We start from the raw sequence: 11,332 nt of genomic DNA on the forward strand, positions 1-11,332 counted from the left end.
TAGCCATGGTCTCGTGGGCTCGGAGATGTGTATAAGAGACAGGGTATAAATAAGGTATAAATAAGGAGATATAAATCCGAAGGCATCAATCAGAATTCAGAAATCATAAATCCCAAAGTTTGCAAGGTGGACATTACAATCTAATGTCACACTCGTATTCCTGCTAAATTTTGCAGTCTGATTTAAACCTTTTTCTACTATATTTTTCTTTCCGATGTTCGTTATTCGATGGATAATGCTTACTTTTGCGTAGAATTTTTATTCACTAACAATAAACTTTAAACAAAATGGTAAATTACAAAGATTTAGGATTGGTAAACACAAGAGAAATGTTTGCTAAGGCTATCAAAGGTGGATATGCTATCCCAGCATTCAACTTCAACAATATGGAACAAATGCAGGCTATCATCAAGGCTGCTGTTGAAACTAAATCTCCTGTGATTCTTCAGGTTTCTAAAGGTGCTCGTCAGTATGCTAACGCTACTTTGTTGCGTTACATGGCACAGGGTGCTGTAGAATATGCTAAAGAATTAGGCTGCGCACATCCGGAAATCGTTCTTCACCTTGACCACGGAGATACATTCGAAACTTGCAAATCTTGTATCGATTCAGGTTTCTCTTCAGTAATGATCGATGGTTCTCACCTTCCTTACGAAGAAAACGTAGCATTGACTAAGAAAGTTGTTGAATACGCTCACCAGTTCGACGTAACTGTAGAAGGTGAACTTGGCGTATTGGCTGGTGTAGAAGATGAAGTTTCTGCTGACCACCACACATATACTGACCCTGAAGAAGTAATCGACTTCGCTACTCGCACTGGTTGCGACTCTTTGGCTATCTCAATCGGTACTTCTCACGGTGCTTACAAGTTTACTCCGGAACAATGCCACATCGACCCGAAGACTGGCCGTATGGTTCCTCCTCCATTGGCTTTCGAAGTATTGGACGCTGTAATGGAAAAACTTCCGGGATTCCCTATCGTTCTTCACGGATCATCTTCAGTTCCGGAAGAAGAAGTGGAAACTATCAACAAATATGGTGGTGCACTGAAAGCTGCTATCGGCATTCCGGAAGAAGAATTGCGTAAAGCTGCTAAGTCTGCTGTTTGCAAAATCAACATCGACTCTGACTCTCGTCTGGCTATGACTGCTGCTGTACGTAAGGTATTCGCTGAAAAACCGGCTGAATTCGACCCACGTAAGTATCTTGGTCCGGCTCGTGACAACATGGAAAAACTGTACAAGCACAAAATCATCAACGTGCTCGGTTCTGACAACAAATTGGCACAGTAATAATCTCCGGATTATTCCATAAATAAAAGAAAGAGGCTGCTCCGGTTTGAACACTGGTAGCAGCCTTTTTTATGACGTTTAATCGTTTCAGAACGGAGAGAAGATAACACTATGGCTGTAATAAAGAACACCCGTGTCACAACTGAATGTAACACGGGTGTTCTTATCTATTATATAATGTTTCTTACATCAAGAATCCAAGCAGAATACCGGCAGCAACAGCTGAACCGATCACTCCGGCAACGTTCGGACCCATAGCGTGCATCAGCAAATAGTTGGTCGAATCATATTCCAAACCAATCACTTGTGAGATACGTGCAGAGTCGGGAACAGCAGAAACACCTGCATTACCGATCAACGGATTGATCTTATTACCTTTCTTCAGGAAGATATTGAAGATCTTAACGAAGATGACACCGGATGCCGTTGCAATAACAAATGACAATGCACCGAGGGCAAAGATCTTGATAGAGTCGAGCGTCAGGAATTCGGATGCTTGTGTAGAAGCACCTACTGTCAGACCCAACAGGATAGTGATTGTATCAATCAACGGACCACTGGCTGTATTAGCCAAACGGCGGGTTACACCACTTTCTTTCAACAGGTTACCGAAGAACAGCATACCCAGCAAAGGCAGACCGGAAGGAACCAGGAAACAAGTCAGCAACAAACCGATGATCGGGAAAATCACCTTCTCCGTGTGAGAAACGGCACGTGGCGGTTTCATGCGGATGACACGTTCGTTCTTGGTGGTGAGCAGACGCATGATAGGCGGCTGTATCACCGGAACTAACGCCATATAGGAGTAGGCGGACACCGCAATGGCTCCCATCAGGTTAGGTGCTAGCTTGGAAGAAAGGAAGATGGCCGTCGGGCCGTCTGCTCCACCAATGATACCGATAGCACCGGCTTGCATCGGATCAAAGCCCATTTCTAACGCGATCATATATGCACCGAAGATACCGAACTGTGCAGCTGCACCAATTAGCATCAATTTTGGATTAGAGATAAGTGCCGAGAAGTCCGTCATGGCACCGATACCCAAAAAGATGAGTGGCGGATACCAGCCGGAGGTCACTCCCTGATACAATATATTCAATACAGAACCTTCTTCATAAATACCGACTTTCAGCCCGGCATCCATATTAAAAGGTATATTACCGATCAACATACCGAAACCGATAGGAATCAGCAGCATCGGTTCGAACTCTTTGGCTATTGCCAAATAGATGAATACCAAGCCAACGAGAATCATGACTACATGCCCTACCGTAGCATTGGCAAAGCCTGTGTATGTCCAGAAGTCGGCCAGGTTATTTCCTAAAAAGTTTATAAAGTCTCCCATATTATTCAATAATTACGAGGTCATTACCTTCAAGAACAGAGTCTCCCTTGTTGACGTTGATGGCAGTAATCTTACCGTCCTTATCCGCATTGATATTGTTTTCCATCTTCATGGCTTCCAATATGATAATGGTCTGTCCTTTCTTTACAGTATCGCCTACATTCACTTTGATGTCGAGGATCACACCCGGCAGCGGAGATTTTACTCCTGATTTTCCGGTAGATGGAGCGGTCGGTTTCACTACTTGAGTAGGAGCAGCAGGAGCATTAGGCATCGGGCGTACTGTCACGGGTTTCGCAACAGGCTTCGGCTGTTTCTCCATTTCTACTTTATAGTGTGTACCGTTCACTTCTACATGAGCGATGTTGTCTTCAATATCTCCGATGGTTACTTTATATGAGTTACCGTTGATTTTATATTTATATTCTTTCATCGTTTTTACTTTTTAAAAGGTGACTTACTTTCTGGGAGGAGTTTCACGCAAAGTGTAAATCTTCGAACTCCATGGTGAGTAGCTGCGTTTTACGCGGGTGATGGTCAGCACCGTTTCTTCTACGTCGTGCACCTCATCCTGCATTTCGTGTAATGCCATAGAAATAGCAGCGTATACTTCGCCCGGAGCCTGTGACAGTTCCTTAGCTTCATGCTTGTCAATGCCTTTAGATTTCATAGCGTTACGCTTGCTCAAATTAACAGCTACTTTTCCTACAATCTTAAAAGCAATAAAGAGAAGAATCAATCCGCAGAATACTACGCTCATGGCAGAAATGGACATTCCAACGCCATCAGCATCGTGTTCTTCAAACTTTTCCATCTTGGAATTGCTGTCAAGAGTCTTGTTGTTGGTGCTCGGAGTCACGTATTTGTCACCGCTTCCACTTTTTACTTCCCATTCAGCTGCCCCGTCGCTTACACGAGCGTATGATTGGTTGGGACCGAGCGCGCCTGCGGGCACTACAATCTGGTCGAGCAACTTTTTGCCGGAGTCGAACAGACCAACCCAATTAGCTGTTTCCGGATTCAGCTTGAAGCTGGTATGGAAAGTACCACGGTTAGGTTCGCCATCTGCCCAGAATAGTGCATGTTGGCGTGGTTTCACTAAAGTAAGTATATCACCTTTCGGGATAAAATAAGTAACTGTATCGCCCGGTTGGCTACTTACTTTCAGCAAGCAAGCTGCCAGGTCGGCGCTACCGAATGATTTATTGAATATTTCAATCCATGCGCTGTGCAATCCGTAATCGTCCTGAAAATTACTCTGATTGTCTATCAGGATTTCGTTTAGCACCAGCTTATTGTTCGACTTTTGCTCTCCACAAGAAGTCAAACCAATCAGCAACAGCAAAGAAAGGAATATTCCGATTTTGGTTTTGTTCATAATCGTTCTTGTTTTAATGTGAAAAGTAGGATTACAACGGAATATTACCATGCTTCTTAGCCGGATTACTCAATTTCTTGGTCTGCAACTGCTGCAAAGCTCGGATAACACGGAAACGTGTGTTGCGCGGTTCAATCACATCGTCGATGTAGCCATATTTAGCTGCATTGTAAGGATTGGCGAACAGTTTCGTGTATTCTGCTTCTTTTTCAGCAAGGAATTGAGCGGGATTTTCCTGATCTTTGGCTTCGCGTGCGTACAATACTTCTACTGCTCCTGCTCCACCCATTACTGCGATTTCGGCAGTAGGCCATGCGTAGTTCATGTCACCGCGAAGTTGCTTACAGCTCATTACGATGTGAGAACCACCGTAAGATTTACGCAATGTGATAGTAACCTTAGGCACAGTAGCTTCACCGTAAGCATACAACAGTTTAGCACCATGAAGGATAACGCCATTGTATTCCTGACCTGTTCCCGGAAGGAATCCCGGTACGTCTACCAACGATACGATAGGAATATTGAATGCATCGCAGAAACGAACAAAACGTGCACCCTTACGAGATGCGTTGCTGTCGAGCACACCAGCCAGATACTTAGGCTGATTAGCAACGATACCTACCGATTGTCCGTTGAAGCGGGCGAAACCGATGATGATATTCTTTGCATAATCTTTCTGGATTTCAAGGAATTCACCGTTGTCCACAATAGCGCCGATCACTTCGTACATGTCATACGGTTTAGTAGGGCTGTCGGGGATAATATCGTTCAAAGAATCTTCCAGACGGTCGATTGGGTCTGTGCAATCTACATAAGGAGCTTCTTCAAGGTTGTTTTGAGGAATATAGCTCAACAGTTTGCGAATCAGTTCGAAACCTTCTTCTTCTGTTTGGGCGGTGAAATGAGTCACACCCGATTTAGTGGAGTGAACGCTTGCGCCACCGAGGTTTTCCTGGCTAACGTCTTCACCTGTAACGGTCTTCACCACTTTCGGTCCGGTGAGGAACATATAAGAAGTGCCTTCCATCATCAGTGTGAAGTCGGTCAGAGCCGGAGAATAAACAGCACCACCGGCACAAGGACCGAAGATACCGGAAATCTGCGGAATAACACCTGAAGCAAGGATGTTGCGTTGGAAGATTTCTGCATAACCTGCCAAAGCGTTGATACCTTCCTGGATACGTGCACCACCCGAGTCGTTGATACCGATACAAGGAGCACCCATCTTCATGGCCTGATCCATAATTTTACAAATCTTCAATGACATCGTTTCTGACAGTGAACCGGCAGAAACAGTGAAGTCCTGTGCGAACACATATACCAGACGTCCTTCGATTGTACCGCAGCCGGTTACTACACCGTCTCCCGGATAATGTTTTTTCTCCATTCCGAAGTTCGTGCATCTGTGCTCAACGAACATGTCCATTTCTTCGAAGCTACCCTCGTCAAGCAGCATAGCCAAACGCTCGCGTGCTGTGTATTTCCCTTTTTCATGTTGCTTCGCAATTGCTTTTTCGCCGCCTCCGATACGTGCTACGGCACGGCGTTCAATAAGCTCTTTAATTTTTTCAAGTTGATTACTCATGAGTTCTTGTTGGTTTTAGAGTTTATGATTAATGTTCGCAGAGTTCTGTCAACACGCCCAAAGTTGATTTCGGGTGAAGGAAAGCAATATTCAAACCTTCGGCACCTTTGCGGGGAGCTTTGTCGATAAGGCGGATTTCTTTGCTTTCTGCTTCTGCCAAAGCATTGGCTACGCCATCTTCTACAGCAAAGGCAACGTGATGAACACCTGCACCTTTGTTTTCAATGAATTTGGCAATAGTACTCTCCGGGCAAGTCGGCTCCAACAGTTCAATTTTGGTTTCGCCTACTTTTAAAAAAGCAGTTCTTACTTTCTGATCTTCCACTGTTTCAATGTTGTAACACTTCAGACCTAATACATTTTCGTAGTAAGGAAGGGCTTCTTCGATGCTTTTTACAGCAATGCCCAGATGTTCAATGTGTGAAATCTTCATAACTATACTTTTTTTATTTGGTTTTAATCATGTGCTTATATGGCATAAAACAGCACAAAGAAAGGCATTTCTTACCTAATAAAGAAATATTTCTGCATTTAATTATTGGATTATTAAACAGAAAAAATGGTAGGGAAGGAGCATGAAGAGTCGTTTTGCAATCTTGAGATTACATTTAGATATAAAATTTGACTAAGAGTTTGTTCAGCCAATTCCAATTGACACGGAACCAGCGGCGGGTACTGCTCTGCTTTCCTCCGAATCGGAGAACGAAATCACGATAACCGTGTTTGCGGAACGGAAGTCCTACATCCATAAATTCCATGTGGCGGAATCCCCGTTGGCGGGCGTCTTCCAATGCCTTCCAAACGGCCAGCACTCCCGGATACTGAAGTGCGTATGTCTTTCTCATTCCTCCGGAGAACCAAAGGTAGGCGTCATCTCCCGAGTAGATACAGACGGAACCGCCAATGATTTTCTCTTTGTATTTTACTACGAATATTTTTGCCTGTTGTCCTTTGATTAGCATATCGTTCATGTGACGGAAAAAGTCGTTGGCAGGGAAATATCTGCGTATGCGGGAGGAATAAACCTTGTGCAGCATCCGTGAGAAATCGTGTATTTCTTCCACGGTATGTGCCTCCTCTACTTTGGCTCCATTCTTGAGTCCTTTTTTTATCTGACGGATGCGTGACGGGCTGAACCGGTCTTCCGTCTTTTTCATACTGTGCAGCGAATTGCGTACCCGCAGCCAGTTGACAGGGAAATAATCATTGGCACGGAAAACCCGGTAACCGAACATCGAATTATTGAGGTTCCGGAATTCGATCAGGACACAGCTACGCGATGCTTCTTGTGTGAGATGTTCGAGCATATCGCCAAAGACTTCTTCTGCCTTTTCTTTGTTGGTCGAAAGCGACTCATCCAGAAATTCACCTTCGCTATATACTACGCAATGTTTCACTAAAGAGGAGGGAAGCCACTTTTTCGCTTTGCGGATGGCGGCAAGCAGGCGTGCCATAGGTCTGCCGTCTTCTGTTGCCACTATTAATAAAGGAGTATAGCCCGGAGTCGCTTCATAAATCTGAAATAACTCTTTGGAATGGAAGGCGTTTTTTCCTGGTAATTCAGGAATGTCCTTCCCATGATAATATGTGGTTAGTTTAAGTGGCATCTAGGTACAAATTTACACTTTTTATTCTTTATTCAACAACAAAACGGAGAATTTGTTGGAGTTGCTTGATATATATAGTTGTAAAAAATGCACCTTTATATATTTTTTCTATCTTTGCGTAATCGAACAGAACTTTTAAAAAGCGGAACTATGTTAGAAGAAATTTTAGCTTACAACAAGCAATTTGTTGAGAACAAGGGATACGAATCGTATATTACTAATAAATATCCCGATAAGAAAATAGCTATTCTTTCCTGTATGGACACCCGACTGACTGCTTTGCTTCCAGCCGCATTAGGAATTAAGAATGGCGATGTAAAAATGATAAAAAATGCAGGTGGCGTTATTTCCCATCCTTTCGGTAGCGTGATACGTAGTTTGCTCGTTGCTATTTTTGAGTTGGGGGTAGAGGAAATAATGGTGATTGCTCATTCTGACTGTGGAGCTTGCCACATGCACAGTGAAGTAATGCTCGAAAAAATGAAAGCACGCGGGATCAATCCGGATTACATTGACATGATGCGTTTCTGCGGAGTTGACTTTCATTCGTGGCTGGATGGTTTCGAAGATACAGAAAAGTCGGTGAGAGGAACAGTAGATTTTATCGTGCGTCATCCTTTGATCCCTTCAGATGTGACAGTCTACGGGTTTATTATTGATTCTACAACCGGGGAATTAACTCGGATTGTATAGATTATTAGATAGATAGGTAAATAGATAAACTTCTTTTTTAATCCCCTAAATATAGTGACGCTATCCTATCATGATAGTGACGCTATTCCTATTGTATAGTGTCGCTATGTCTGGAGGATAGTGACGCTATTTTGAAGGCAAAAAAATAAGGCAGCTTTTTATCGGCTGCCTTTATCTTTCTGCGGTTATATACTTTCTTTGACTGGTGCACTCGTTTGTGACAAATAGGGTGCCCGTACATCTCAATTTCTGCCTCACGGCTAGCTTTACGATTCGCTTTAATGTAATCGTCTTGTGTAATTCGCTTTTTCATAATGAAATTATTTATCTGTGCAAAGATACAATATATTCTTCATTTAGTGGAGTATTTGGCACTCTTTTCATGTCATAGATTCCCTTCTGACAATAGAAATGAAAAAGATACTTTTATTTCCTATTACGCTCGGTTTGCATTATCTTTGCATACATTAATCAAATGAAACCGGAAAATAATATGGAAAATTTCAGTGAATTAATAAAGAACCGTCGTAGTATGCGGAAGTTCACCGATGAAGAGTTGACACAAGATCAGGTAGTTACGTTGATGAAAGCAGCTTTGATGTCTCCTTCTTCCAAACGTAGTAATAGTTGGCAGTTTGTAGTGATTGATGATAAAGAGGTATTGAAAGAATTGTCTCATTGTAAGGAACAGGCTTCTTCATTCATTGCCGACGCTGCTTTGGCAATTGTGGTAATGGCCGATCCGTTGGCCAGTGATGTTTGGATTGAAGATGCTTCTATTGCTTCTATCATGATACAGTTGCAGGCCGAAGATCTCGGCTTGGGAAGCTGCTGGGTGCAGGTCCGCGAACGTTTCACTGCTACCGGAATGCCTTCCGATGAATTTGTTCATGGAATCCTGGGCATTCCTCTGCAACTTCAAATTCTTTCCGTTATTGCTATCGGACATAAAGGGATGGAACGTAAACCTTTCAACGAAGAACATCTTCAATGGGAGAAAATTCACATAAATAAATTCGGAGGAAAATAAATATGGGAGCTGCTAAAGCGAGTAACAGCAAAGATACTTATTTGGCTACTGCTGTTACCTTTATCGTTATCGGAGCACTTTATCTGATTGATAAACTGATTCATTTCTCTACTATTGGACTACCTTGGGTGATGAATAAAGACAATATGTTATTGTATGCTTCGATCTGTTTTCTTATTTTCAAACGCGATAAATCAATTGGTTTTGTGTTACTTGGTCTTTGGCTGGTGATGAATATCAGTCTGGTAATATCATTGCTGGGTTCGTTATCCGGGTATCTGCTGCCATTGACTTTGCTCATTGTCGGCATCATTTTATTCTGGTTTGCAAAACGGTAAGGAAATAATGAAGAGAAGTATAGAAGATACACCGATTGTGTTTATTGGCGCAGGTAACCTGGCTACTAATCTGGCGAAGGCTCTCTATCATAAAGGCTTCCGTATTGTGCAGGTATATAGCCGGACCATGGAATCTGCTCGTACTTTAGCCGAGAAAGTTGAAGCTGAATATACAACAGATTTACAGGAAATCTCCAAAGATGCTAAATTGTATATCGTATCTTTGAAGGATGCCGCTTTAGTAGATTTGTTGCCGCAGATAACAGAAGGAAAACAGAATTCTTTGTTGGTGCATACCGCGGGAAGTATCCCGATGAGTATTTGGGAAGGGTATGCAGAACGGTATGGAGTATTTTATCCGATGCAGACATTCAGCAAACAACGTGAAGTCAATTTTCAGGAAGTGCCTTTCTTTGTTGAAGCGAAACGACCGGAAGATGTAGAGTTCTTGAAAGCTGTTGCCGCCACTCTTTCGGAGAAAGTTTACGAAGCTTCTTCCGAGCAGCGTAAAAGCCTTCATTTGGCTGCTGTTTTTATCTGCAACTTCACAAATCACATGTATGCATTAGCTGCTGACTTGCTTGAAAAATACAACTTGCCTTTCGATGTCATGCTTCCGCTGATAGACGAAACGGCACGTAAAGTACACGAGCTGGCACCACGTGATGCACAGACCGGACCCGCTGTTCGTTACGATGAGAATGTGATGAACAATCATCTTGCCATGTTGGTAGATTCTCCGGCATTGCAGGAAATATATAAACTAATGAGCAAAAGTATCCATGAGCACCATCAACTATGATTTATCCCGTATCAAGGCTTTAGCTTTTGATGTAGACGGAGTATTGAGTTCGACAACCGTACCTTTGCATCCTTCCGGAGAGCCGATGCGTACTGTGAATATCAAAGATGGGTACGCTATCCAGTTGGCTGTGAAAAAAGGACTTCACATAGCCATCATCACCGGTGGCCGTACAGAAGCAGTGCGTATCCGTTTTGAAGGACTGGGCGTGAAGGATCTGTATATGGGATCCGCCGTCAAGATACACGACTATCGTGATTTTCGTGATAAATACGGACTGACCGATGATGAAATTCTCTATATGGGCGATGATGTTCCGGATATTGAAGTGATGCGTGAATGTGGACTTCCATGTTGTCCGAAAGATGCCGTGCCGGAAGTGAAATCCGTAGCAAAGTATATCTCTTATGCAGACGGCGGACGTGGCTGCGGACGTGATGTAGTGGAGCAAGTACTGAAAGCTCATGGTCTGTGGATGGCAGAAGATGCTTTCGGCTGGTGAAATCAACTGGTGACATCAATAAAAAGTATTTTCAACCATAAACCATAAATTATAAATCATAAATCGAATCATGCTTGATAATTTAAAGAAATATCAGATTATACTAGCCTCCAATTCTCCCCGTCGGAAAGAATTGATGTCAGGCTTGGGAGTGGACTATGTAGTCAGAACATTGCCGGATGTAGACGAGTCATATCCAGATACATTGGTTGGTGCTGAAATACCCGAATATATTGCTCGTGAAAAAGCAGATGCCTACCGTACCATGATGCAGCCGGGAGAATTATTGATTACAGCAGATACCATTGTCTGGATGGATGGAAAAGTACTTGGAAAACCGGAAGGTAGGGAAGGAGCCATTGAAATGCTTCGTGCTCTTTCGGGAAAGTCTCATCAAGTTTTCACAGGTGTTTGCTTGACTACTACCGAATGGCAAAAAAGCTTTACCGCTTCTTCCGAAGTATTGTTTGATGTCTTGTCAGAAGATGAAATCCAGTATTATGTCGACCTCTATCAGCCGATGGATAAGGCAGGAGCCTATGGTGTCCAGGAATGGATCGGGTATATCGGTGTGAAATCAATTTCAGGTAGCTTCTATAATATTATGGGACTTCCCATACAGAAGTTGTATGGAGAGTTGAAAAAGTTATAGTAAGGATCCTGAATCTATCTGAATATTTCTACTTAGGGATATTCAGTAAATGTTCCTCTTTCTAAAAAATCAAGAGAAAAGCTTTGCTTTACGTGAGCTTTTCTCTTG

Annotated in this window: 14 protein-coding genes; 7 read left to right on the top strand and 7 right to left on the bottom strand. The window is 42.9% G+C overall.

Going from position 1 to position 11,332, the window contains the following annotated elements:
• The first annotated feature begins 287 nt into the window (after positions 1-287).
• A complete protein-coding gene (locus LPH68_RS24075; RefSeq protein ID WP_087317769.1) occupies positions 288-1,292 on the top strand; it encodes a class II fructose-bisphosphate aldolase in 1,005 nt (334 codons plus the stop codon).
• Between the two features lie 184 nt (positions 1,293-1,476).
• On the opposite strand, the gene LPH68_RS24080 is transcribed toward LPH68_RS24075, so the two are convergent.
• The 6 genes from LPH68_RS24080 to LPH68_RS24105 all read right to left on the bottom strand — a co-directional run bounded on the left by LPH68_RS24080 (position 1,477) and on the right by LPH68_RS24105 (position 7,207).
• A complete protein-coding gene (locus LPH68_RS24080) occupies positions 1,477-2,637 on the bottom strand; it encodes a sodium ion-translocating decarboxylase subunit beta (RefSeq protein ID WP_117611226.1) in 1,161 nt (386 codons plus the stop codon).
• A 1-nt stretch (position 2,638) separates the two neighbouring features.
• Entirely contained in the window at positions 2,639-3,070 is a 432-nt protein-coding gene (locus LPH68_RS24085) for a biotin/lipoyl-containing protein (protein ID WP_004300895.1), read from the bottom strand.
• A gap of 24 nt (positions 3,071-3,094) precedes the next feature.
• The gene (locus LPH68_RS24090) at positions 3,095-4,015 is read right to left on the bottom strand and encodes an OadG family transporter subunit (RefSeq protein ID WP_004314216.1); all 921 of its coding nucleotides are present in this window, start codon (positions 4,013-4,015) and stop codon (positions 3,095-3,097) included.
• Between the two features lie 31 nt (positions 4,016-4,046).
• Complete coding sequence (locus LPH68_RS24095) at positions 4,047-5,600, bottom strand: acyl-CoA carboxylase subunit beta (protein WP_004300890.1); 1,554 nt, start codon at positions 5,598-5,600, stop codon at positions 4,047-4,049.
• 28 nt (positions 5,601-5,628) lie between these two features.
• Positions 5,629-6,033, bottom strand: a complete 405-nt coding sequence (gene mce / locus LPH68_RS24100; RefSeq protein ID WP_002561104.1) for a methylmalonyl-CoA epimerase — start codon at positions 6,031-6,033, stop codon at positions 5,629-5,631.
• Positions 6,034-6,208: 175 nt separating this feature from the next.
• Entirely contained in the window at positions 6,209-7,207 is a 999-nt protein-coding gene (locus LPH68_RS24105; RefSeq protein ID WP_117611225.1) for a GNAT family N-acetyltransferase, read from the bottom strand.
• Positions 7,208-7,357: 150 nt separating this feature from the next.
• On the opposite strand from LPH68_RS24105, the gene LPH68_RS24110 reads away from it, so the two are divergent.
• Entirely contained in the window at positions 7,358-7,900 is a 543-nt protein-coding gene (locus tag LPH68_RS24110; protein WP_004300877.1) for a carbonic anhydrase, read from the top strand.
• An 88-nt stretch (positions 7,901-7,988) separates the two neighbouring features.
• Here the strand turns inward: LPH68_RS24110 and LPH68_RS24115 are convergent, their stop codons facing one another.
• Complete coding sequence (locus LPH68_RS24115; RefSeq protein ID WP_008771321.1) at positions 7,989-8,213, bottom strand: hypothetical protein; 225 nt, start codon at positions 8,211-8,213, stop codon at positions 7,989-7,991.
• A 180-nt stretch (positions 8,214-8,393) separates the two neighbouring features.
• On the opposite strand from LPH68_RS24115, the gene LPH68_RS24120 reads away from it, so the two are divergent.
• The 5 genes from LPH68_RS24120 (at position 8,394) to LPH68_RS24140 (ending at position 11,224) form a co-directional block, all read left to right on the top strand.
• On the top strand, positions 8,394-8,930 hold the full coding sequence (locus LPH68_RS24120) for a nitroreductase family protein (protein WP_008771322.1): 537 nt from the start codon (positions 8,394-8,396) through the stop codon (positions 8,928-8,930).
• A gap of 2 nt (positions 8,931-8,932) precedes the next feature.
• The gene (locus LPH68_RS24125) at positions 8,933-9,268 is read left to right on the top strand and encodes a hypothetical protein (RefSeq protein ID WP_004314220.1); all 336 of its coding nucleotides are present in this window, start codon (positions 8,933-8,935) and stop codon (positions 9,266-9,268) included.
• 7 nt (positions 9,269-9,275) lie between these two features.
• On the top strand, positions 9,276-10,070 hold the full coding sequence (locus LPH68_RS24130) for a Rossmann-like and DUF2520 domain-containing protein (RefSeq protein WP_151923496.1): 795 nt from the start codon (positions 9,276-9,278) through the stop codon (positions 10,068-10,070).
• Positions 10,051-10,572 carry an HAD family hydrolase gene (locus LPH68_RS24135; RefSeq protein ID WP_008026011.1) on the top strand — a complete coding sequence of 174 codons (522 nt, stop codon included), beginning with the start codon at positions 10,051-10,053 and terminating at the stop codon, positions 10,570-10,572. The genes LPH68_RS24130 and LPH68_RS24135 overlap by 20 nt, the downstream gene beginning before the upstream one ends.
• A gap of 70 nt (positions 10,573-10,642) precedes the next feature.
• Positions 10,643-11,224, top strand: coding sequence for a Maf-like protein (locus tag LPH68_RS24140; RefSeq protein WP_151923497.1), 582 nt, complete (start codon positions 10,643-10,645; stop codon positions 11,222-11,224).
• Positions 11,225-11,332 lie beyond the last annotated feature (108 nt).

This window comes from Bacteroides sp. 1_1_30, assembly GCF_020982715.1.
Lineage (GTDB): Bacteria > Bacteroidota > Bacteroidia > Bacteroidales > Bacteroidaceae > Bacteroides > Bacteroides xylanisolvens.

Excerpts from the sequence above, each read along its gene's own strand:
- LPH68_RS24075 (WP_087317769.1), top strand. The coding sequence starts at position 288 with ATGGTAAATTACAAAGATTTAGGATTGGTAAACACAAGAGAAATGTTT.
- LPH68_RS24080 (WP_117611226.1), bottom strand. The coding sequence starts at position 2,637 with ATGGGAGACTTTATAAACTTTTTAGGAAATAACCTGGCCGACTTCTGG.
- LPH68_RS24085 (WP_004300895.1), bottom strand. The coding sequence starts at position 3,070 with ATGAAAGAATATAAATATAAAATCAACGGTAACTCATATAAAGTAACC.
- LPH68_RS24090 (WP_004314216.1), bottom strand. The coding sequence starts at position 4,015 with ATGAACAAAACCAAAATCGGAATATTCCTTTCTTTGCTGTTGCTGATT.
- LPH68_RS24095 (WP_004300890.1), bottom strand. The coding sequence starts at position 5,600 with ATGAGTAATCAACTTGAAAAAATTAAAGAGCTTATTGAACGCCGTGCC.
- mce (WP_002561104.1), bottom strand. The coding sequence starts at position 6,033 with ATGAAGATTTCACACATTGAACATCTGGGCATTGCTGTAAAAAGCATC.
- LPH68_RS24105 (WP_117611225.1), bottom strand. The coding sequence starts at position 7,207 with ATGCCACTTAAACTAACCACATATTATCATGGGAAGGACATTCCTGAA.
- LPH68_RS24110 (WP_004300877.1), top strand. The coding sequence starts at position 7,358 with ATGTTAGAAGAAATTTTAGCTTACAACAAGCAATTTGTTGAGAACAAG.
- LPH68_RS24115 (WP_008771321.1), bottom strand. The coding sequence starts at position 8,213 with ATGAAAAAGCGAATTACACAAGACGATTACATTAAAGCGAATCGTAAA.
- LPH68_RS24120 (WP_008771322.1), top strand. The coding sequence starts at position 8,394 with ATGGAAAATTTCAGTGAATTAATAAAGAACCGTCGTAGTATGCGGAAG.
- LPH68_RS24125 (WP_004314220.1), top strand. The coding sequence starts at position 8,933 with ATGGGAGCTGCTAAAGCGAGTAACAGCAAAGATACTTATTTGGCTACT.
- LPH68_RS24130 (WP_151923496.1), top strand. The coding sequence starts at position 9,276 with ATGAAGAGAAGTATAGAAGATACACCGATTGTGTTTATTGGCGCAGGT.
- LPH68_RS24135 (WP_008026011.1), top strand. The coding sequence starts at position 10,051 with ATGAGCACCATCAACTATGATTTATCCCGTATCAAGGCTTTAGCTTTT.
- LPH68_RS24140 (WP_151923497.1), top strand. The coding sequence starts at position 10,643 with ATGCTTGATAATTTAAAGAAATATCAGATTATACTAGCCTCCAATTCT.